This window comes from Hyphomicrobium sp. 1Nfss2.1 (assembly GCF_965243865.1).
In the GTDB taxonomy this organism is placed as follows: Bacteria; Pseudomonadota; Alphaproteobacteria; order Rhizobiales; family Hyphomicrobiaceae; genus Hyphomicrobium_A.
The window spans coordinates 2,777,760-2,798,986 of record NZ_OZ251603.1 but is presented as its reverse complement, the minus strand read 5'-3'; the positions used below and the strand labels follow the sequence as shown (position 1 = coordinate 2,798,986).

The 21,227-nt window shown below is 62.5% G+C and carries 20 protein-coding genes; 6 read left to right on the top strand and 14 right to left on the bottom strand.

Features of this window, described 5'->3' with window-relative positions:
• Nucleotides 1-60: 60 nt before the first annotated feature.
• The 8 genes from ACP15D_RS13580 to ACP15D_RS13545 form a co-directional block, all read right to left on the bottom strand.
• Nucleotides 61-1,059, bottom strand: coding sequence for a DUF1963 domain-containing protein (locus ACP15D_RS13580; RefSeq protein ID WP_424957984.1), 999 nt, complete (start codon nucleotides 1,057-1,059; stop codon nucleotides 61-63).
• 23 nt (nucleotides 1,060-1,082) lie between these two features.
• A complete protein-coding gene (gene phoB / locus ACP15D_RS13575) occupies nucleotides 1,083-1,769 on the bottom strand; it encodes a phosphate regulon transcriptional regulator PhoB (RefSeq protein WP_072370770.1) in 687 nt (228 codons plus the stop codon).
• Nucleotides 1,770-1,790: 21 nt separating this feature from the next.
• Nucleotides 1,791-2,501 carry a phosphate signaling complex protein PhoU gene (gene phoU, locus ACP15D_RS13570; RefSeq protein ID WP_424957983.1) on the bottom strand — a complete coding sequence of 237 codons (711 nt, stop codon included), beginning with the start codon at nucleotides 2,499-2,501 and terminating at the stop codon, nucleotides 1,791-1,793.
• 89 nt (nucleotides 2,502-2,590) lie between these two features.
• Nucleotides 2,591-3,412 (bottom strand): phosphate ABC transporter ATP-binding protein PstB, encoded by an 822-nt coding sequence (gene pstB, locus ACP15D_RS13565; RefSeq protein ID WP_424957982.1) that lies wholly within the window; start codon nucleotides 3,410-3,412, stop codon nucleotides 2,591-2,593.
• 23 nt (nucleotides 3,413-3,435) lie between these two features.
• Nucleotides 3,436-5,169, bottom strand: coding sequence for a phosphate ABC transporter permease PstA (pstA, locus tag ACP15D_RS13560; RefSeq protein WP_424957981.1), 1,734 nt, complete (start codon nucleotides 5,167-5,169; stop codon nucleotides 3,436-3,438).
• A complete protein-coding gene (gene pstC, locus ACP15D_RS13555) occupies nucleotides 5,162-6,553 on the bottom strand; it encodes a phosphate ABC transporter permease subunit PstC (protein ID WP_424957980.1) in 1,392 nt (463 codons plus the stop codon). Before pstC ends, pstA begins: the two co-directional genes overlap by 8 nt.
• 113 nt (nucleotides 6,554-6,666) lie before the next feature.
• Complete coding sequence (locus ACP15D_RS13550; protein ID WP_424959235.1) at nucleotides 6,667-7,701, bottom strand: PstS family phosphate ABC transporter substrate-binding protein; 1,035 nt, start codon at nucleotides 7,699-7,701, stop codon at nucleotides 6,667-6,669.
• A gap of 225 nt (nucleotides 7,702-7,926) precedes the next feature.
• Nucleotides 7,927-9,288: an ATP-binding protein gene (locus ACP15D_RS13545; RefSeq protein ID WP_424957979.1), complete on the bottom strand. Its 1,362-nt coding sequence runs from the start codon at nucleotides 9,286-9,288 to the stop codon at nucleotides 7,927-7,929.
• Nucleotides 9,289-9,425: 137 nt separating this feature from the next.
• On the opposite strand from ACP15D_RS13545, the gene ppk2 reads away from it, so the two are divergent.
• Nucleotides 9,426-10,310, top strand: a complete 885-nt coding sequence (gene ppk2 / locus ACP15D_RS13540; protein WP_424957978.1) for a polyphosphate kinase 2 — start codon at nucleotides 9,426-9,428, stop codon at nucleotides 10,308-10,310.
• Between the two features lie 39 nt (nucleotides 10,311-10,349).
• Complete coding sequence (locus ACP15D_RS13535) at nucleotides 10,350-10,835, top strand: cupin domain-containing protein (protein WP_424957977.1); 486 nt, start codon at nucleotides 10,350-10,352, stop codon at nucleotides 10,833-10,835.
• Nucleotides 10,836-10,849: 14 nt separating this feature from the next.
• Here ACP15D_RS13535 and ACP15D_RS13530 read toward each other — a convergent pair whose 3' ends face one another.
• Nucleotides 10,850-11,725: a hypothetical protein gene (locus ACP15D_RS13530; RefSeq protein WP_424957976.1), complete on the bottom strand. Its 876-nt coding sequence runs from the start codon at nucleotides 11,723-11,725 to the stop codon at nucleotides 10,850-10,852.
• Nucleotides 11,722-13,482 carry an AAA family ATPase gene (locus ACP15D_RS13525; RefSeq protein WP_424957975.1) on the bottom strand — a complete coding sequence of 587 codons (1,761 nt, stop codon included), beginning with the start codon at nucleotides 13,480-13,482 and terminating at the stop codon, nucleotides 11,722-11,724. Before ACP15D_RS13525 ends, ACP15D_RS13530 begins: the two co-directional genes overlap by 4 nt.
• A gap of 158 nt (nucleotides 13,483-13,640) precedes the next feature.
• Here ACP15D_RS13525 and ACP15D_RS13520 point away from each other — a divergent pair, with 158 nt between their 5' ends.
• Entirely contained in the window at nucleotides 13,641-14,180 is a 540-nt protein-coding gene (locus tag ACP15D_RS13520) for an MmcB family DNA repair protein (protein ID WP_424957974.1), read from the top strand.
• A 19-nt stretch (nucleotides 14,181-14,199) separates the two neighbouring features.
• Here the strand turns inward: ACP15D_RS13520 and ACP15D_RS13515 are convergent, their stop codons facing one another.
• Complete coding sequence (locus tag ACP15D_RS13515) at nucleotides 14,200-14,769, bottom strand: ActR/PrrA/RegA family redox response regulator transcription factor (RefSeq protein ID WP_072370741.1); 570 nt, start codon at nucleotides 14,767-14,769, stop codon at nucleotides 14,200-14,202.
• A 253-nt stretch (nucleotides 14,770-15,022) separates the two neighbouring features.
• Nucleotides 15,023-16,381 carry an ActS/PrrB/RegB family redox-sensitive histidine kinase gene (locus tag ACP15D_RS13510; protein ID WP_424957973.1) on the bottom strand — a complete coding sequence of 453 codons (1,359 nt, stop codon included), beginning with the start codon at nucleotides 16,379-16,381 and terminating at the stop codon, nucleotides 15,023-15,025.
• Between the two features lie 234 nt (nucleotides 16,382-16,615).
• Here ACP15D_RS13510 and ACP15D_RS13505 point away from each other — a divergent pair, with 234 nt between their 5' ends.
• A complete protein-coding gene (locus tag ACP15D_RS13505) occupies nucleotides 16,616-17,224 on the top strand; it encodes an SCO family protein (protein WP_424957972.1) in 609 nt (202 codons plus the stop codon).
• A 191-nt stretch (nucleotides 17,225-17,415) separates the two neighbouring features.
• Nucleotides 17,416-18,162: a M48 family metallopeptidase gene (locus ACP15D_RS13500; RefSeq protein WP_424957971.1), complete on the top strand. Its 747-nt coding sequence runs from the start codon at nucleotides 17,416-17,418 to the stop codon at nucleotides 18,160-18,162.
• Between the two features lie 7 nt (nucleotides 18,163-18,169).
• Here ACP15D_RS13500 and ACP15D_RS13495 read toward each other — a convergent pair whose 3' ends face one another.
• Nucleotides 18,170-20,137: a transglycosylase domain-containing protein gene (locus ACP15D_RS13495; RefSeq protein ID WP_424957970.1), complete on the bottom strand. Its 1,968-nt coding sequence runs from the start codon at nucleotides 20,135-20,137 to the stop codon at nucleotides 18,170-18,172.
• Nucleotides 20,138-20,269: 132 nt separating this feature from the next.
• Complete coding sequence (locus ACP15D_RS13490) at nucleotides 20,270-20,560, bottom strand: hypothetical protein (RefSeq protein WP_424957969.1); 291 nt, start codon at nucleotides 20,558-20,560, stop codon at nucleotides 20,270-20,272.
• Nucleotides 20,561-20,718: 158 nt separating this feature from the next.
• On the opposite strand from ACP15D_RS13490, the gene ACP15D_RS13485 reads away from it, so the two are divergent.
• Nucleotides 20,719-21,177 carry a DUF4112 domain-containing protein gene (locus ACP15D_RS13485; protein WP_424957968.1) on the top strand — a complete coding sequence of 153 codons (459 nt, stop codon included), beginning with the start codon at nucleotides 20,719-20,721 and terminating at the stop codon, nucleotides 21,175-21,177.
• Nucleotides 21,178-21,227: the final 50 nt, after the last annotated feature.

The following is a 21,227-nucleotide window of genomic DNA, read 5'->3' as shown; positions in this document are numbered from 1 at the left end:
CAACCCGCGCTTCTTTTTTGCGCGTAAAGCGCACGGTGCGGGTTGCGTCGCGCGCGCAACTTACGTGATCTGGTGCGCCACAGCGTCATCGAATGCCCCGGCCAAGAGCGACGCTTCCGGAATCCGCAGCTCAAGATGGCCATTCCAATCCCAGTCCATGAGCTCATCGCTTCTTAACTGCGCAAGCGTGATCCAACTGTCGGCGGTTGCCACACCTGCAGGCCCCTTTCCCGCTCTGGCCAGCAAGTGCCCCAGCTGATCCGTCGACGACGTACACGGAAATCCCAGCAACTGGTGTATCGCCGGAACGGGATCGGAGGCGGGATCCGCGAGACCAAAAGCACGGATGTGCCAGCCCGCAATCCCCAACCATGGCGCCAGCTGCGCAATCTCAAAATCGGTCGCGAACTCGGTCCATTGAGAGAGAAATTCTTTCTGGGCCCTATCGCGCGTGTCAACAACGGTGACGTGGTCACGAAACAGCGACGCGAAGGGGATGAAGTTGATGCGCCGTCGAGGGTAGCATCTGAGATCATCGTCGCCCGGCTGCGGCTTGAAATCAAACTTGGATTGTCCGCTGTGATGCATGAATTGGCGGGGGGCGAGAACATCCTCGGGCAGTGCGCGCGGCCGAGCGTCGAGATCGCCCGTGGAATGCAGAACCCTGCAACTAGGTCTTAGGAGACCCCATTCGCAGTCCCAAGCCAAGAACAGGAACAGGAAGCCTTCGCGCGGCAAGCCTTCCACGCAGGAATGCACGGCGAACTCGCCGCACGAAATTTGCCCAAGGAAAACCATGGATCGCTCGCTGCCGTCAGGGGCTACTGCCTTGGGCCAGGTGACGTCGTTCGGCAACGTCGGGCGCCCGCCGAAATAGCTCGACGCGCCCGCATCCAACCGAAGCAAGTCGGGAGCAGCAGTAAGTGCAATGCTATTGCGCTTTGGCCATTCCGCCAGCGTCCGGCGAACGAAGGCTTCATCCACGCCTGCCAAATGCTCGCTGCTCTGCGAGAACCTTAGAAATAGCGCGATAACATCATCTAGCGACTTTACGAGCATCGTGAGCCCAGCTGGCCGCGGCTTTAGGCGTCGCCGAAGACGTAGCCGGCGGAGCGCACCGTACGGATCGGGTCGCGCTCGTTGCCGCGGATCAGCGCCTTGCGGAGGCGGCCGATGTGCACGTCGACGGTGCGTTCATCGACAAAGGCATCGCGGCCCCATACGCCATCGAGCAGCTGCGTGCGCGACAGGACGCGGCCAGAGCTTTCCATCAGGAATTCGAGCAGACGGAACTCGGTGGGTCCGAGACGAACCTGACGCAAGCCGCGGGTGACGCGATGGGCCGCGCGATCGAGCTCGATATCGCCGATCTTGATCACCTCGGCGACGCGATCGGGCGATGTGCGGCGCAGGATGGCTTTCACGCGCGCCATCAGCTCCGGGAGGGAGAAGGGCTTCACGACATAGTCGTCGGCGCCGGTGGAGAGGCCGCGGATGCGGTCGCTCTCCTCGCCGCGCGCCGTCAGCATCAGGATCGGCACGTTGCGCGAATCCGGCTTGGAGCGCAGGCGCCGGCAAAGCTCGATGCCGGAGACGCCTGGCAGCATCCAATCGAGGACGACGAGGTCGGGCCGATCCTCGTCGAGAAGGATCAGCGCTTCCTCGCCGGTCTCCGCATGGGAAACGCGGAAGCCCTCGGACTCGAGGTTGTAGCGCAGCATCTCGGCGAGCGGCGCTTCATCCTCGACAATGAGAACCTTAGCGGACATTCGTGTCGTCCTGCCTCATCCTCAAGTGCCTGAGATCAGCGTCGAGCTGGTCTGATCGTCCTTCGGGCGGTCGTCGGCGATGTTGAAGCCGCGCACGAGGAAGTGGACCGTCTCGGCGATGTTGGTGGTGTGGTCGCCGACGCGCTCGATGTTCTTGGCGCCGAAGAGCAGGTGCGTGGAGATGCCGATGTTGCGCGGATCTTCCATCATGTAGGTGAGCAGCTCGCGGAACAGCGAGTTGTACATCGCGTCAATCTCGGCGTCGTTGCGCCAGACGCTGAGCGCCTTGTCGGCGTCGCGCTCGGCGTAGGCGTCGAGCACCTCTTTGAGCTGATGCAGGGCCAGCTCCACCATGTGGCGGATGCCGGACATGAGCGGCTTGGGGTGCGATTCATCGGCGATCGCCAATGCACGCTTAGCGATGTTCTTAGCGAGATCGCCGATGCGCTCGAGGTCGGTGGTGATGCGCAGCGCGCCCATGATGTGGCGCAGGTCGTCGGCCATCGGCTGACGACGGGCGATCATGGAGATGACCTGCTCCTCGATGTCGCGCTCGAGAGTGTCGATCTGCTTGTCGGCGAGGACGACATCCTCGGCGAGCTGGGGATCGCGACGCTCAAGCGCGCCGAGGGACTGGCCGAGCAGCTGCTCAGCCATGCCGCCCATCTGCGCGATCTTCTTGTCGAGCAGCGCCAGCTCTTCTTCGTATGATTTTACGGTGTGCTCGTTCATAGGGGCTTCTCCTGCCGGACGGGGGGCTCGGGCTGGTTGTGTTGGTGTTGCGGCCGGCTGGCGGCCGAAGGGGAGGAATGCGCGTAGCATCAGCCAAATCGCCCTGTGATGTAGTCCTGCGTGCGCTTGTCCTTGGGGTTCGTGAAGATCTCGGTGGTGGGTCCCTCTTCGACAAGGGTGCCGAGGTGGAAGAACGCCGTACGCTGGGAAACGCGAGCCGCCTGCTGCATCGAGTGGGTGACGATGATGATGCAGAAATTTTTGCGCAACTCGTCGATCAGCTCTTCGATCCTGGCCGTGGCGATCGGGTCGAGGGCGGAGCACGGCTCGTCCATGAGGATCACCTCAGGATTGACGGCGATGGCGCGCGCAATGCAAAGGCGCTGCTGCTGACCGCCGGACATACCCGTGCCGCTCTCATTCAAGCGGTCCTTAACCTCCTTCCACAGGCCAGCCTTCTCCAGGCTCGACTGCACGATTTCGTCGAGGTCGGCCTTGGAGTGGCTAAGGCCGTGAATGCGCGGACCGTAAGCGACGTTCTCGTAGATCGACTTGGGAAACGGGTTCGGCTTCTGGAACACCATGCCGACGCGAGCTCGAAGCTGCACAACGTCGAGCTTCGGGTCGTAGATGTCCTGGTTGTCGATGGTGATCTTGCCCGTCACGCGGCAAATCGGAATGGTGTCGTTCATGCGATTGATGCAGCGCAGGAACGTGGACTTGCCGCAGCCAGAGGGGCCGATGAAAGACATGACGCCGCGATCGGGGATGTCGACCGATACGTCCATCAGCGCGCGCTTCTCGCCGTAGTATACGTTTACGTCCTTAGCGCTGACTTTCGGGTTCGAAAGTCCAGCAGCCAAGTTAGCGTGCACGACCGCGTCGGCGTGCTTGTCGACCAGGGTATGCATGAGTGCCTCGGTTGTTGAACTTCTTACCAACGTCTCTCGAATCTTTTGCGCAGCCAGATCGCGGCGCCATTCATCACGAACAGGAACATCAGCAGCACGATGATTGCCGCTGCCGTCTTGGACTTGAATGCTACTTCAGGCAGATCCGACCAGAGATAGATCTGGACCGGCAACACGGTGGCAGCATCTGTAAAGCCATGAGGAATATCAACGATGAAGGCGATCATGCCAATCATCAGGAGGGGCGCCGTCTCGCCGAGGGCGTGCGCCATGCCGATGATCGTACCTGTCATGATGCCGGGCATCGCTAGTGGAAGTACATGATGGAAGATCGCCTGTTGATGCGAGGCGCCGACGCCCAACGCAGCCTCTTTGATCGATGGCGGCACTGCTTTGAGCGCAGCGCGCGAGGCGATGATGATCGTCGGAAGGACGAGAAGCCCAAGCGTGATGCCGCCGACCAACGGGGCGGATCGCGGCATACCGAAGAAGTTGAGGAATACCGCCAAACCAAGCAGACCGAAAACGATCGAGGGAACGGCCGCAAGGTTATTGATGTTCACTTCAATGATGTCGGTAAGCCTGCCCTTGGGCGCAAATTCCTCAAGATAGATCGCCGCCATGACGCCGATCGGCAGGCAGAGGACGAGCGTAACGACAAGCGTTAGTGCCGTGCCGACGAGCGCACCTCGGATGCCGGCGAGTTCCGGCTCGCGGCTGTCGCCAGCCGTGAGGAAAGTCCAGTTGAAGGACCGTTCGACGTGGCCAAGCTGCTTGAAGCGTTCCAAGAAGGCGACATCCTGGTCCGTCACCTTGCGGTTGCTCTCAGGCGTCTCGTAGGTGACGAGCTGCCAGGTGCCAGGCTTCGCCTCATCCGTGGACTGCAGCGGAAGCAGCACGGTGCCGGTGGCCGACACGTCACTGAGCTTGGTGATCTTCATTAGGCCGCCATCGATGGCGATCAGCAGGCTCGGCATCTTGTTGTCGAGTTCTTCTTCGACTTTCGGCTGGTCCACACGCTGCTGCAGTTTCGCAGCCTCATCGCGGAGAGCTTTGACCTTCGCGGTTATCGAATCGCCAGCAAACAACTCAAGTCGATCTGCTTCTGCGCGCAGGCTTCTGGCCTGCTCGGCGAGCCGCTGCTTCAAGTGGACCAGTGCATCGGCGAAATCATTGGCCGAGGTTAGCACAGTGATCTCACCCGACGTCCCGCTCGGAGTCGCAATTCCGCGCATCTCGCGAGACTCGATCGGTGTACCTGCGCCCTTATAGTAGAGGTCAGAAGTGGCCGAAAGAATCAGACGTGTTTTGACCGTCGTGCCGACGAGACTTGGATTCGCGACCAGCTCGTCGCGCAGCGGCATCGCGGCGTCTGTGCTCACAAGGCGGACCAGCTGCTTCTGGGCCTTACGGCTCAATTCGCCAGGGAACATCGATTCCAGCGAGGCTTTTGTCAGCGGATAATAGTCAGCCGAGCGAATGCTGGCCTCGTCGACCTTGCCGCCAGACGAAACGGCGGCGGGATCGACGTGCACGTCAAGCACGAGCGAATACTGCCAGAAGGCAGGCAACCCGCGGCTGAGAACGTCACCAATGAGCACCACCACAAAGACGGCGGCGAGCGAAAGCGCAGCAAGACCATACAGCTTGAAGCGCGCCTCACGGCGGTAACGGGCTCGAATTCGGGCCTTTGCGGCCGACGAAGTCACATCGACCCGCCGCATGCGTGCGGCATCTGAGGCGGTGATATCAGTCATATTCCTCTCGATACCTACGAACGATTACCAAGGCGATGATGTTGAAAACCAGTGTGACGAAGAAGAGTACGAAGCCTAGAGCGAAGGCTGCCAGTGTCTTGGCGCTGTCGAATTCCTGATCGCCAACGAGAATGGTCTTGATCTGGACGGTGATGGTCGTCACCGCCTCAAGCGGGTTGAATGTGAGGTTCGCAGCCAAGCCCGCAGCCATGACTACGATCATGGTCTCACCGATGGCTCGACTGATCGCGAGCATGAAGGCCGAAACGATACCGGGCAGAGCGGCGGGAAGGACCACCTGCTTGATCGTTTCCGATTTCGTCGCCCCCATGGCGTAGGCACCATCGCGAAGAGACTGGGGCACAGCGTTGATCACGTCATCGGATAGAGACGAGATGAATGGGATGATCATCATCCCCATCACGAGGCCGGCCGCGAGGGCCGATTCCGAAGCAACGTCCAAGCCGAAATATGCGCCCCATCCGCGGATCAGGGGGGCGACGGTCAGAGCAGCGAAGAAGCCCAGGACCACAGTTGGGATGCCGGCCAAGATCTCTAGTATCGGCTTCGCCCAGGCACGGAACCGCGCGGTCGCGTACTCAGAAAGGTAGACTGCGGAGAACAGACCCAGAGGACCGGCAACGAGAATTGCGATGAGCGTGATCAGAAGTGTGCCAGTCAGGAGCGGAATGAAGCCATAGGCAGTCTTGATGTCACCCTGATCAGCGCGCATCGCGGCCTGCGGGTTCCACTCTGTGCCGAACAAGAATTCAGTGACGGTCGGGCGGCCCTTGAGACTCGGGTCGAAGAAGAAGCGGATCGTCTCGTAGAGCACCGAAAACACGATGCCGATCGTCGTCAGTACGGCGACGGCCGCGCACAACAGGAGAACCAGAACGACCAGACGCTCGAAGTAATTGCGCGCTCTGAACGCGACACTGACTCGTCCCAGACTGAGGCCGATGGCAACCAGAGCCACAAGGACTCCTCCGCCGAAGAGGAGCGCGTTACCCCACCAGAGCGTGGACTTCATGCTGCGCGCGGCTTCAACGAGTGAGTCCGATGGCGCGCCGGAGTACTGGCCGGCAACGAGGTTGTGGATGTCTCGGAGCGTTGCGCCTCGATGTAAAGCGTCGCTCGCGGTCTCCGCACCAAAGAACGACAGCGCCTGCGCCTGGGCAAATTTTTCCAGCAGCGGTACGCCGACGACATAGATGAGTAACATCGGCACGAACACCGCCGAAGCTGCAAAAAGTCCATGGTAGTTCGGCAATGAATGCAGTTGTCCAGCGCCGCCCTTAATCAATCTCCCCGCCTGGGAGCGGGAAACGAAGAAGGCGATCAGGACCAAAACCGCCATCGTGACAAAATAGTAGCCGGACATGTCAACTCGCTTCTTAGCCGTTAGGGCGCAGCGACGGACTTTCTAAGTGTAGCGTAGTGCGAGTGAAAGAAGGCCACCGCTGAATATTCTCCAGCGGTGACCTTCACTCAAGCTTAGTTCACGAGGTCAGCCGACAGCGTCTTCATGCCGAGCGCCGATTCGCGAACCTTGTCAGCTTCTTCCTTGGGAAGAGCAACGAGGCCCTTGCGAGCAAGGTAGCCGTCCTTCGACATCGCCTTCTCGGAGACGTACTCCGCGACGAACTTGTCCATACCAGGGACAACGCCGACGTGCTGCTTCTTCACGTAGATGAAGAGCGGACGGGCGCCCTTGTACTTGCCAGCCGAGATCGCGTCATACTCAGGCTCAACACCCTCGATCGACACGCCCTTGAGGTTGGCGCCATTCTCTTCCAGGAACGAATAACCGAAGATGCCGTATGCGTCCTTGTTGGCTTCGAGCTTCTGAACGATCACGTTGTCGTTTTCGCCAGCTTCGACATAGGCGCCGTCCTTACGGATCGACTTCCACACCTTGTCGAATGCCTTGGAGTCGGCCTTCTTGAGAGCCTTAAGAGCCGGGAAAGCCTCGGCGCCCTTTTCCATGAACAGCTCATGGAAGGAGTCGCGCGTGCCAGAGGTCGGGGGCGGGCCGAGAACCTCGATCTTCACGTCGGGGAGCGAGGGGTCAATGTCCGACCACTTCTTGTAGGGGTTCGGGATCAGCTTGCCGTCCTTATCCGGAACCTGCTCGGCAAGAGCCTGGAACACCTGCTGACGGGTGAGGTTGGTGTCAGCGCCGTTCTTCGACTGAGCAATGGTCAGACCGTCGATGCCAACCTTGATCTCGACGATGTCCTTGACGCCGTTCTTCTGGCAGTCCTCGAACTCGCCCTTCTTGATGGCGCGCGAGGCGTTCGTGATGTCGGGGTTAGCCTCGCCAACGCCAGCGCAGAACAGCTTCATGCCGCCGCCGGTGCCCGTCGACTCGACGACCGGGGTCTTGCCGGCGCCAGACTTGCCAAACTGCTCAGCAACCGCGGTGGTGAAGGGGTAAACCGTCGACGATCCGACAATGCGAATCTGGTCGCGGGCGACGGCAGCGCCGGCGAACGCGAACGAGCCAACGACGGCCGCCGCGGCCGTCATGGCGATAAGCTTGTTGCTCACACTGATCTCCTGATCCTGGAGGTGACTAACGGGGCGTGCGGCCTACCCGCACCTCGTAACCTCCCCCCGCCCGGCGCCCTTGCGCCGTGGGGCTTAGATAGACCAATGCAGCTATACTTTAGTGACAGGTTAATGCCTTGAACTTGTTTGTTTATTCTAGACTTGCGCGCATGTCGCAGGGGTTCGGAGCGGATTTGGCCCAGATCAGGAATTTCCACCCAGCTCGTCGAAAATTGCGGTGAAGGTCGAGCCGACGCCGAGGCGCGAGGCAATGCGCAACTCGGCACGATGGCGATTGAGGATGTGCTTGACGATGGCCAGGCCAAGCCCGGTGCCGCCCTTCTCGCGGCTGGAGGTGACATTCACCCGGTAAAAGCGCTCGGTGAGGCGCGGCAGATGCTCAGGGGCGATGCCGTGCCCCTCATCGGTGACGCTGACCCAGACTTTGGTGCTGCCTGAGCTACGCGGGGCGTCGCGTCCGACTCGGACCTCGATGGCGCCGCCTTCGCGGCCATACTTGATCGAGTTCTGGATAAGATTCTGAAGGACTTGGACGATTTCCTCGCGGTCGGCGCGGATGCGTGCAGGTGCGTCATCGCGAACAAGGTTCACCTTGGCCTTGGCCGCCTCGGCGACGGGCTCCAGCGACTGGCAGACGTAAGCGGCGGTCTCATTGAGGTCGACGATGCCGCGTGGCGGAAGGTGAACGCGCATCTCGACACGGCTGAGCGAAAGAAGATCGTCGATCAGACGGGTCATGCGCTCGGCCTGGCTGGCCATCAGTTGCAGGAAGCGCTTGCGGGCGTTGGCGTCATCCCGCGCCGGGCCCTGAAGGGTCTCGACAAAGGCGCGCAAGGAGGCGAGCGGGGTGCGCAGCTCGTGGCTGGCGTTGGCGACGAAGTCAGTGCGCATCTGGCCAAGGCGGTCTTGCTCGGTCAGGTCGCGGAAGGTGACGAGCACATGCGGTGCCGAGGGACGAGAAGAACCCGCAAGACGCGATACCGTGGCGGCTATGCGGCGCTCGACCGGCACCCGCTCGATCAACTCGACGTCGATACGATCCTCGTCGGCAAACAGCGCCTGATCGACGGCAACGAGCAGATCTGGGCTCCGCGATACCTGGCTTATTGGCATGCCGTCGCGGGTCTTCGGGAACATCTCGGCAGCGAGGCGATTGTGGTGCAGCAGCGTTCCAGCCGCATCGAGGGCCAGAGCGGCCGTCGGGATGGCATCGACGACTGCGCGCCAGCTGTTACGCTTTGCTTCCGTGACCCGTGCCCCAACATCCATAGTCGGCGTCCCTGCGAGTGCGTCGATGATGGTGCTCGCGTCAAGCGGCCATATCGCGGCTGCGAACATCAAGGAAAGTGTAGCGACGATGGCTGCGAGCGAGCCGAGTGCGCCGAATAGGACGAGAACTGCGAATATAGCCATCGCGGCGGCGACAGGCATCCAGCGCGCTGCCAAGCGGCGTTTGCCAGAGCGCCATTCCTCAACCGCCCAAGCTTCGAACTCGGCCCTGCGCTCGGTCCAGCGCATCCCGGCGAGCACCGTACTTAACGACATCTTCCATCCGGGCTTTCGATCATTCGATAACGCCATCGCAGCTAAATACCGGGGATCATAACGCCTTTCAAACATGACAGTCTGACGTCAAGCGATTCACCTTACGATGATCGTACACAGCCGGGCGGGCTAAAGACATGAATGCAAAGAGCTCCAAGAGCGACAATGCGAAGTCAGCACTTCCCTATGGGTTCGACATCGAAAACCCGGTGCTGGCGCCGGAGATCATCGAGAACGCGCTGACGTCGGGGGGATTTCCCTATGACCAGCAGCTAAAAAAGAAGGTCTATGAGGAACAGCTGGAGGCTCTGCAGCTCGAGCTGTTGAAGCTGCAGACGTTCGTGGAGGCGAAGGGCGAACGGTTCGTGGCGCTGTTCGAAGGGCGCGACGCCTCGGGCAAGGGGAGTTGCATCCGCCGTTTCCTCGAGCGCCTCAATCCACGCCATGCGCGATCGGTGGCGCTGACGAAGCCGACCGAGACGGAGCGCGGCGAGTGGTACTTCCAGCGCTACGTCTGCCACCTGCCGACGGCCGGCGACATGGTCCTGTTCGATCGCTCCTGGTACAACCGGGCGGGCGTCGAGCGCGTGATGAGCTTTAGCACGCTGGCGCAGGTGGAGGCCTTCCTGCAAGCGGCGCCGGTTTTTGAATCGCTGCTGGTGCGCGATGGCACCCACTTGTTCAAATTCTATCTCGTCATCGGGCGCGAAATGCAGCTCGAGCGCTTTCATGAGCGCCGGCACAATCCGTTCAAGCGCTGGAAGATCACCGAGATCGATCTCGCCGCCATCGACAAGTGGGACGACTACACGCGCGCGCAGCGCGAGATCTTCAAGCGCACCAGCACGACAGAGGCGCCCTGGATCGTGGTGAGGGCCAACGATCAGCGGCGCGCCCGCCTTGAAACGATCCGCTGGGTTCTTTTCAACTCGGAGTACGAGGGAAAGGACGCAAAGGTTGTCGGCGAGCCGGATCCGAAGATAATCGGCACAGGCGCGAAGTATTTCGATAGCGCGCCCTGAGATTCACAATGGCATCGGCGCGACACCGGGGATTACAGCATGAAGCCGTTCTTGAACCTCGATGACATCGTCGAATTTGATGACGTCGAAGAGAACGGCCTCTTCACGTCGAAACGTGCCTTGTTCAGCGCCGGTATTGGCGCACGGAAGCTCGGCTACAATCTGACAGTGCTGCCTCCGGGCAAGGTGCAGTGTCCTTTTCACTCGCATCGCGGAGAGGAGGAGATGTTCTTGATCCTCGAAGGAGAGGGTGAGCTGCGTTTCGGGGAGAAGCGTTATCCGATCCGCAAGCACGACATCATTGCTTGTCCGACGGGCGGCGCTGACGTGGCGCACCAGATCATCAACACGGGCGCGACCGATATGCGCTACCTCGCGCTGTCGAACCTATGTGACGTCGAAATCTGCGAGTACCCGGACTCGGGCAAGGTTTCGGTGGTGGCAGCGCGCGATGGCGAGCAACGCCTGGGCAAAATTTTCAGAGCGGAGCAGGCAGTCGATTACTACGACCGGGAGAAGAACTGAGCCGCTCTCCGTCGCTATCGGACGAGCAGCAGCGGGCATTCCAGGGCGGCCGTCAGAGGACGCAGGCTGGCACCAGTAGCGACGAGACGACCACCATATTGCGCCAGTGCGAAGCCGGGCTTGTAACGCTGCAACACGGCGGCAAGTGGCGCGGGATCATCGTTGGCCGCAAGGACACTTTCGAAGGCGATGACGTCGTCCTCGCTTCCCGTGGCGCAGAGGAGGCGTGCCTCGCCTTCCATCCAGCTCAGCTCGTCACGGCGATCGCCGACGAGCGTTAGCTTCACGTCTCCGCCGCAGGCGGGCGCAAGCCGCTGCGCGGCGCGCAACATGGGCCCGAGGCGCTGGAAGTCCTCAACGACCGCGACAACGGGGCCTTGCGAGCGGCGGCCGAGCGGACCGGTGATGACGGCACCCGTGGTATCGCGCACCCGCTCGAACAACTGTGCGAGGCGCGGGCCATCGCTCGGGGTCAACGGTTCGCCGAGGACGACCAGGTTCCACGGACCATTCTCGGCGCAGGCGCGCGAGACAGCGCGCAACGGCTCGTCACGCACGATGCGCGATCGGCAAGGAACGGAGGCATCCGAGCCCACCTCTGCCACCTGCCGATGGAAGGCCGCAGCGGCAAAGCGCATCTCGCGCTCGAGCGTCTCGTGTGGAAGCGCGCGCCATGAGCCGCCCGATGCGCCAATGACGCGCGCAAAGGGAAACGCGGCGAGATCGAAGAGCTGCGTATCCTCGACGTAAAGGCTTTCGACTTCCGCCTGGAAGGATTGCGCCAGCAGCATCGCGGCGTCGATAGCGATGCGGCTCACCGAAGCCGAGCCGCCATGCCAGAGCACCACGCGCCCTGAGCGCTCGTCGGCGGCTGCGACGTGGGCGATCATGATGCCTCCGCCAACTCGGCGGCGTTGATCGCACGCCGCTGCTTCAGGGCGCGTTCGACGTCAGCAGCGGAAATGGTCTTGCGCTTTTCCGTGTCGGCCCAGTGATCGGCTTCCCGGCAAACATCGATGACATCGCCGATGAGAAGCGACAGCTTGCGCGTGCTGCCGGCGCGGTGTGCGGCCTCGTCGATCAACAGGGCAACGCCCGCCGCATCAATGGGACGAAGGTTCTGCTTGTCGACGACGCCGGCGACGATGCGCGCGAAGGTGTCAACAGTGTCCTTTGTGCGGTCGACAGCGTGGTCGAATACGGCTTCGATTTTGAACAGGCGCCGCAGTCCCGGGAAACTCGCGGCGAGGCGGCGCTGCGTTCCAGCATTGGCGAAGACGACAAGGCGGACGTTGAGCGGAATGGGCTCGAGGTCAGGCACCTCGTCTCCCACGGCACCTACGGGCCCCGCGGGCGGGTCGAAGCGGATCTCGTCTGCCTCGAGAGCACGGCGCAGCGCATCGGCGGCGGCAGGGCTGTCGATCAGCGCTTCACCATCCACCAGCAGGAAGCCGCCGTTGGCACGATGAAGTGCGCCCTGCTTGATGCGGATCACCTGGGTGCTGCCGTCGGCTGCGGTGCCGAGCTCGATGCGGCCGAAGAGGTTGGCGTAGGTCGGGTTCTGCTCGTGGATAACGGGTGCACCTGCGCCTTCCGAACTCGTCGCGAGCACGTGCAGCAGATAGCGCGCGAAGCTTGGATGCGAGGCGGATACGCGCGCGGCCTGTGCGCCGGTTGATGCTGTGGCGCCAGAGACGAACATCGCCGCGTTGCGCACCAGATCGCGTGCGGCTGCCTTCAAGTAGCTCTCGACACCGGCAACCTCGGCGAACTCGGCCTTGATCTCGTCGAGCGCGGCGCGGACGTGGCGGCCGGCGACCTGCTCGTTGAGTGCAACGAGGCGCGCGCGGCGTTCTTTTTCAGCTTCCGGGCGCTCAGTCAGGATGGCTTCGATTTCCGCTTCGAGAGCGGCGATCTTAGTTTCGACCTCGCGGCGCAGCACCTCGGGGACGGAATTGAAGACGTCGGTCTTCACGACCTTGCCTTCGAGGACCGGGGCGACGGCGATGCCGGCCGGTGTGCGCAGTAGGGCAATGTTCTGGGCTTCGGCTTCGCGGCGGAGCGACTCCAGAGCATCCTCGCGGCTAAAGCGGAATTCTTCTTCGATGGTGCGGCGCTTCAAGTCGTAGTCGTCGGCGGTGAAGGCGGCCGGCAGGGCGTCGGCGAGTTGGTCGATGGCACGCGCCATCATCTCGGCGAAGCGCTTGGCGGTGCCGGACGGAAGCTTCAGCGCGCGGAAGCCGCCGGTCGGGTCGAACGAACTGACGTAGGCCCAGTCGGACGGGCGAGCGGACTTATCCGCCGCAGGCTGGAGGCGCGCGCGCGCGACCGTGCGGCGGCCGGAACCTGTCGGGCCGACGACGAGCAGGTGATAGCCCGGTCCTTTGATGCCGGCGGCGAAGTCGATCGCCTCGATCGCCTTCTCTTGCGCGAGCGGTCCATCGGCTGGCTTGAGGTCGGCGGTGGTGTTGAAGCCGAGGCTGTCGGCAACAGTGGCGCCGGCGGAATCCATATAGGCGCCAAGAGGCAGCCCAGGCTCGCCATCTGCCTCGGCAGGCTTTTCCGCTACAGCTTGTTCGCTCGAACTGCTGTCGGATGCGGCCTCGGCGGCCTTGCTCTTGTCTGACTTGAAGAGTTTGAAGAACATGGGGTCAGGCGCTCGTCCCTCGATGAGTTGCCCGCGACTCCTAAGAGCAGATTCGAGCGGGTGTGGGCCAGCTCGATCGGCAGAGGGCCCGAGTCGAGGTGTGTGCGACTCATTCCCAGAGCTACTGCCGGCAATGCTCACCTGCCCATGGTGGTCAAATGACGGCAATGAACGATAAAGCCGGGGAAACTGGCAACGGTGTGGCAGAGCCTGCGTGCACTGAAGCCACGGCCTCGTATTCGAGTGGCGAAGGCGTCCGCGAAGGCCGCGATGCCGTGACGCGCGAAGTGTGCCGCGGCGTGGGCCGTCTGTTGCAGGCCATGTCGTTCGCGATTGTGACCGAGCTGCCGCTGCCAAATGGGCGGCGCGCTGACGTGGTCGGGCTGTCGCCGTCGGGCGACATCTGGATCGTGGAGGTGAAGTCCTGCCTCGACGACCTGCGCGTCGATGCGAAGTGGCCAGAGTACCGCGACTACTCGGATGCCCTGTTCTTCGCCGTGGCGCCGAGTTTTCCGCGCGAGGCGCTTCCCGACGACACCGGTCTCATTCTCGCCGACCGCTACGGCGGCGAGATTATTCGCGAGGCACCGCTTTTGCGGTTGGCAGGAGCGCGACGCAAGGCGATGACGCTACGCTTTGCGCGTTCTGCCGCATTCAGCCTGCAGTTGCTGGCCGATCCAAGTCTCGACGTCTTGTGACGCGAATTGCGCGCCGAAACTACTTCGGCGCGCGCTTGGCGAGAATGCGCTGCAACGTGCGGCGGTGCATGTTGAGGCGACGCGCCGTCTCCGACACGTTGCGATTGCACAGCTCGTAAACGCGCTGAATGTGCTCCCAACGGACGCGATCGGCCGACATCGGGTTCTCCGGTGGCGGGGCCTTGTCGTCGGAAGGCGCAAGCAGAGCGTCGGTCACGTCGTCGGCGTCCGCGGGCTTCGCGAGATAGTCGACGGCGCCGAGCTTCACGGCGGTCACCGCGGTCGCGATGTTGCCGTAGCCGGTCAGCACAATGGCGCGAGCATCCGGGCGAGCGCGAGCAAGCTCAGCGATGACGTCGAGGCCGTTGCCGTCCTCCAGCCGCATGTCGACCACGGCGAAGGCGGGGGCGCGTTCGCGGATAAGGTCGATGCCCTCGGCGATCGAGTGCGCGCCACGCACCTCGAAGCCGCGAAGCTCCATGGCGCGGACGAGACGCTGCGCAAACGCGCGGTCGTCATCGACGATGATCAGCGATCGATCCTCAGGCAGTTCGTCTTGACGGAAGGAAAGATCTTCAGGTTGGTTCATTGTTCCTCCGGCCAGCCCGGAATCGGCGGCAGCGTGTTTCGCCTCCACGAACGCCTCCTACTTAAGCGTGGTTGTCTTCAAGGGTCCGGCCCCGGGTTGGGACCGGCTCGTGCGGAGCCTTGCTTGATTTACTCGCTAAGGTCGCACCTTGTCGCAGGTCTGTCAGCATCAAGATAGGGATTTTGTCAACGCGGAATTAGCCCGGGGGCGGCCTAAGTGGCTAAAAAGGTCAAAGATTTATTCTGTTTGGTGGCTACGAGGTGAGAATGAAGGCCCTCGGCCAGCTCACGGTGACCACGGCCCCCATCCCTCCGCGCATCCGATTCGCGAGGCTAACGGTCGCTCCGGAGCGCTCCAGTAGGGTCTTGGCGATGAAGAAGCCGAGCCCCAATCCCGCCGAATCTTCCTCCAGAACCCCATCGACGCGCTCGACCGGCCGCGTGGTGACATAGGGCTCGCCGATGTTGTCCATGATTTCGGCGGGGAAGCCGGGGCCGTCGTCGGCGATGGTGACCACGAGGCCTGAAGGGCCCCACTCAGCGCCGACGTCCACCCGCGACTTGGCGAACTCGGTCGCGTTCTCGATGATGTTGCCCAATCCGTAAATGACGCCCGGGCGGCGCTCGAGTTCTGCCTGGCGGCGGCCGGCACTGGCCATCTCGGCCGTGGGCGCCGCAGTGATGTTGATGGCAACCTTGTCGGAGAAGTAGGGAGCAGCCGCTTCTTCTAGCATCGCACGAACACTGACCCTCGCGTGCATCGGGTCTTCTTCTCCCGGATGGCGGGTCAGCTTCTGCAGGATCTCGCGGCAGCGGAGTGCCTGCGCCTTCAGAAGCACGATGTCCTCGCGGATGGAGTCGTCCGGCTTGATCGTGTGCTCGAGCTCCTTGGTTACCAGCACGATGGTGGAGAGCGGCGTGCCGAGCTCGTGCGCTGCAGCGGCGGCAAGACCATCGAGCGCGTGCAGCTTCTGCTCGCGTGCCAGCACGACGTCGGTCGCGGTGAGCGCGGCGGACATCTGCCGGCCTTCCTTCGTCAGCCGCCACGCGTAGAGGCCGATGAACGTGGTCGATACGCACAGTGCTGCGAACGCGCCCACCTTGTAGATGACCGGCAGCTCCAGCTCGACGCCGGGATACCAGGGCAGGGGCTCATGTGCGACGACGAGAACGGCAGCCGACATCAGTGTCAGCAAACCGAGCGCGATGGTGTTGCGTAACGGCAAGGTGGCCGCAGAGACAGTCACCGGGGCGACCATCAGCATGGCGAACGGGTTGTCCATGCCTCCGGTAAGGAAGAGCAGCGTTGCGAGCTGGAGAATGTCGTAGCCGAGTAGACCCGTTGCGTAGGGCACGGTGAGCCGGTGACGCGACGGGTACCAGACCGCGAGGAAGACGTTCATCCACGCCGAGAGCGCAATGACAGTAAGGCAGGCGCCGATCGGTACGTAGAAGCCGAGGCCGAACGAGACGAACGAGATCGCGGCGAACTGGCCAAGCACGGCGATCCAGCGCAAGCGAATGATGGTGTGCAGGCGCAGGCGGTTGCTGACCGGATCGGCCAGGACTTGCTGGCCTAGCTTCTTCTTGCGGCGGTCGGAGGACTTCAGCACGGTCGTTTCCCTGGGGCGGCTCGCCCCTCGAATATGCTAGCGGGGGCCGATGATCCACCAGCTATTTCAAATCGCGGCTTCCGCGTGTCGCATTATAGAACCGGTCTGGAGCGACTAGCACAAGGCGCCGGGCTCAGGTCGCTTCGCTCCTCAGCTCGGTTAAGGCGGAGAGGCAGAGTTGCGCGAAGCGCTGTTACGGCTTAACTGCGGTGGCGGAAGAGGAAGCCCAGCCCAATGCGTGCAAAGATAATTGCGAGCGTCATCGCAGGTCTCGTTCTCGGCGGCATCGCTGCCATCGCGATCATCCCCGGAGCGCAGGAGCGGGTCTTTGGCCCTTCCGGCACGGCAGGTTCGGGCAAGGCGCTCGTGGGCGGGCCATTCACGCTCACCGATCAAACGGGGAAGACCGCCACCGACAAGGACTTCCGCGGCCGCTACATGCTGGTGTTCTTCGGTTATACGCACTGTCCGGACATCTGCCCTGCCGGACTGCAGCTCATATCGGCAGCGCTCGACAAGATCGGCAGCAAGGCTGACAAGGTCACTCCGATTTTCGTGAGCGTCGATCCGCAGCGCGATACGCCCGAGACGCTCGCGACGTACGTGAAGAACTTCAACGACCGTATCGTGGGCCTCACTGGTACGCCAGAACAGGTGGCAGCTATCGCCAAAGCTTACCGCGTCTACTACGAGAAGACGCCGAACGAGAACGATCCATCGTCTTACGGCATGAACCATACATCGATCATTTACCTCATGGGACCGGACGGCGAGTATGTCTCGCACTTCACGGCTATGACGAGCCTCGATGATATGGCCGCGAAACTGGGTAAGATTCTCTAGCGCCGGCGCGCGGCGCGCTGCGATGCGGCCACAGTGTTGCTCCATCGACGATGCCGCATGGCTTTGTCACTGGCGGGACGCTCTAATTTCGATTAGGTGAGGAAGTGCTCGTCTTCCAAAGTGTGGCGCTTTGGTTGAGCCGAGTTTCCGACCAACGTCGTGTTGTTCGATTTTGCACGAGGGGGAAGTCGGTGCGGAAGTCAGTTCGGGGGCCTGCATTGAAGCGTCCGCGCATCGAAGAGCTCGATTGCCCGGTTGAAGTTCGACGACATCCTGGCGCGCGCCGCCTGACGCTACGAGTCAGCCGCACGAGACGCGCCGTCATCGTGACTCTTCCTGTGCAGTGTGACCTTGGTGAAGCTGGATCGTTTCTCGACCGAAATATCGAATGGGTGCGCGAGCGCCTCAACAGCATCCCGCAGCCAGTGCAATTCGTCGATGGCGAGCGCTTGCCGGTGCGTGGTGAATTCCACAAGCTGACGTTTACAGGGCGGCGTGCTGCTGGCGGTGGCGTGGTGCGTGCGCATCGGACCGCCGACATTCCGGAATTGCGCATCTCGGGCCGCGAAGAGCACGCACCGCGGCGGTTGCGCGACTGGCTCGCCGAAGAGGCGCGGCGCGATCTCGATGAACGCGTGCAGGTGCATACGCGCACGCTCGGCGTCAAAGCGAAGCGTATCGCCATCCGCGATCAGGCGACGCGTTGGGGCTCGTGCTCGACGACGGGCGTGCTGTCGTTCTCGTGGCGTCTGATCCTCGCGCCGCCGCGCATTCTCGACTATGTCGCTGCGCACGAGGTTGCGCATCTGGCCGAGATGAATCACGGCCCGCGCTTCTGGGCGCATGTGGAGCGGCTCGTTCCTAGCATGAAGGAAGACAAGCTGTGGCTGCAGCATTATGGGCTGGAGCTTCACCGCTACGGACCAACCGCCGACTGAAGCGCGGCTATTGTCCGTCGAGCAATTTACCGATTGAGCCGGTGTCAGAACCCGCCGTGTCGTCCATCGTGCGGGCGAAGAAATCATCGCCGATGCGCTCACCGGGGTGCGCGCTGCCGGCCACCGCAGTAGCGGCGGAGGAAACACCCAAAGGCAAGGGCTTTCGGCCCGCATGCGCGCCCAGCATGATGGCGCGCCAGACTTCCGCGGGAAGTGCGCCGCCAACGACATGGTTCATCGGCGTGCTATCGTCATTTCCAACCCATACGCCCGCTGTGAGATACGCGGTGTAGCCGACGAACCAGGCGTCGCGGAACCCTTGCGAGGTTCCGGTTTTACCGGCGGCAGCGTAAGGCGGGATCGCAGCACGGCGTCCTGTGCCTTCGGAAAGCGTGGCAGCCAGCATGTCGTTCATAGCGGCTATCTGCGCGGGCGCGACGACCTGTTGTGGTGTCCCATCGGGATGCGTGAAGAGAACCTCGCCTTTGGCGCTGCGGACGCGGCGCACGACGTAAGGCTCGGCAGCGCGGCCACCATTGGCGATGACGTTGTACGCACCCGTCAGCTCGAGCAGCGAGACCTCGGAGGTACCGAGTGAGATTGTTGCGTCCTTGGCGAGCGCGGACTTGATGCCAAGGCGACGCGCGGCTTCGGCGACGCGCTTGGGTCCGACCTTGAGCGTGAGGCGCGCAGCGACACTGTTCACCGATTTCGCCAGCGCCGTGCGCAACGCCATCGGTCCCAGGTACTGGCCGTTGTCGTTGCGGGGGGCCCAACCCGAAATACTCAGCGGAAGATCGTCGACGACGCTGTCCGGCGTGTAACCGGCTTCCAGCGCGGCCAGGTAGACAAACGGTTTGAAGGTCGAGCCGGGCTGGCGCATGCCCTTAACGGCGCGATTGAACTGGGTCTCTGCGTAGGAGCGTCCGCCGACAAGCGCCAGGAGCGCGCCATCGTGATCGAGGACCACTGCGGCCGCCTCGCTGGCGTTGAGTTCAGGGCCGCGGAGGGTGATCACCTGTTCGACGACGGCGGATGCGTTGGCCTGCAAAGCACGGTCGATCGTCGTCTCGACGATCAGGCCTTCGGCTCCGCCGGCAACACCCGCCAAATACGCCGGCCCGAGCTGATCCATCACGTAGTCGACGGCATATTCGGCGCCCACCGCCTCGGCCCGCGCAGAATTCTCGAATGAGCGGGCCACCTCGTCGGCTGCCTGGCTCTCCTGTTCCTCGGTAATGAAGCCCACGTCCTCCATCTGCGAGAGCACGAGGCGCGCACGGGTGCGGGCAAGTCCCGGATTGGAGAGAGGCGAATAGCGCGAGGGAGCCTTGAGCAGGCCCGCAATCATCGCGGCCTCGCCAAGCGTCAGGTTGCGCGCAGACTTGCGGAAGTAGCGGCGTGCCGCTGCGTCGATGCCGTAGGCGCCAGAACCAAGATAGACACGGTTCAGGTACAGCTCGAGGATGTCTTCCTTGGAGAGCTTCATCTCGAGCCAGAGCGCGAGCGTGAACTCCTCGATCTTGCGCGAGAGGGTGCGATCGGAGGTGAGGTAAAGATTCTTGGCAAGCTGCTGGGTGAGCGTGGAGCCACCCTGGACAGTGCGCCCTTCGCGCAGATTGATGAAGGCGGCGCGCATCATGCCGATTGGATCGACGCCGTGGTGGTCATAGAAGCGCTGGTCCTCGGTCGCGATCACGGCATCGGCGACGTAGTGCGGCAGCATACCGATCGGGACATAGTCTTCGCGTCCGTGCTCGGACACCACCGACCCGTCGCGCGCCAGTATCTTGACGTAGGGGACGGTCTGCTTGGGCCGCAGGGAGAGGGGATTTGGATAGATGGCGGAGTAGTAGACCATCAACGCAGCGATCGCGAGCGCGCACGCCGTCGTCAGCGCGAGCAGCGGGGCGAGCACCAGGCGGTATCGCAGCGACGACTGCGACCGTGCCGGCGATGATGAGAATAGGCCCATCGTCAGGCCCTGCTCCTGCTCGAAAAGTTATTGACGAAAGGTTGCTACAAATTTCTGTCGCGCTGCCAACCTAACCCCACAGCGTCTAAGGCGCAGTAAACCTTGAGTCGCACCGGCTCAACACCTGTAACGTCAAGTTTTTTCGCGCAAAAGCACAATAGGATAGAGGACTACAGCGAGGATGACGCGGGCGATCACGGTAAAGAACATCAAGAGGAGTTGCCGCTCCTCGAGCAGAAGCTCGAGCCAGATGTTGTACTTGGCATTGAGCCCTGTGGAGGTGATCAGCCCTTTGAAGCTGCGCGCCCAGCCGAGCATCATCGAGAGCGTCTCCGGCGAGTAGATGGCGACAACTGCCATCAGGAGCGCGCCGAGAATGAGCGAAAAAACGAGATTGCTGATCGAAAGCACGAGACGCAGCACTGGAAAATCCCCCCAACCTGCCCGACGGCCACAGCCTAGCATTCGAGTGCGAGCCACGAAACAACCCTAACAGGATGCTGAAGTGCATCCCCATATGGAACGAGCGCAGCGGCGGCCGGGTTGCGGTCGACGAAACTGCGGGCGAAGCGGGATGGCAAATGGCTTACGTTAAACCGGGGGCGCCGGGCACATTCGAACGGATCGAGCGCCTCGATCAGGCGGAGGTAGAGGCGGCGCTCGCGCGGCTCAACGCGCTGGCGCGGCTGATGGATTCTCTGTTCGTCATACCGGGGACGCGGCTGCGTATCGGCGTCGATGCGGTGTTGGGACTGGTGCCGGTGGTGGGCGATGTCGCGGCGCAGCTCGTCTCCGCTTATCTCATCATGGAGGCAAAGCGGCTCGGCGTATCGAAGCTGGTGCTGTGGCGCATGGTGGGCAATTCGCTGATCGACACGGTGGTCGGTGCCGTGCCCGTCGTCGGCGATGCTTTCGATGTCGCGTTCAAGGCGAACGTCAAAAACTTGCGGCTACTGCAGCGGCACCTGGAGAGGCGCGGCTATCGCACGGGCAGCCGCGACAGCACCGTTATCGATGGTGAATACGAGCGCGTCGCCTGATCACGCTGCTCGGCGTGCGAGGCGGGCTTCGGCGACGGCGATCATGCCGC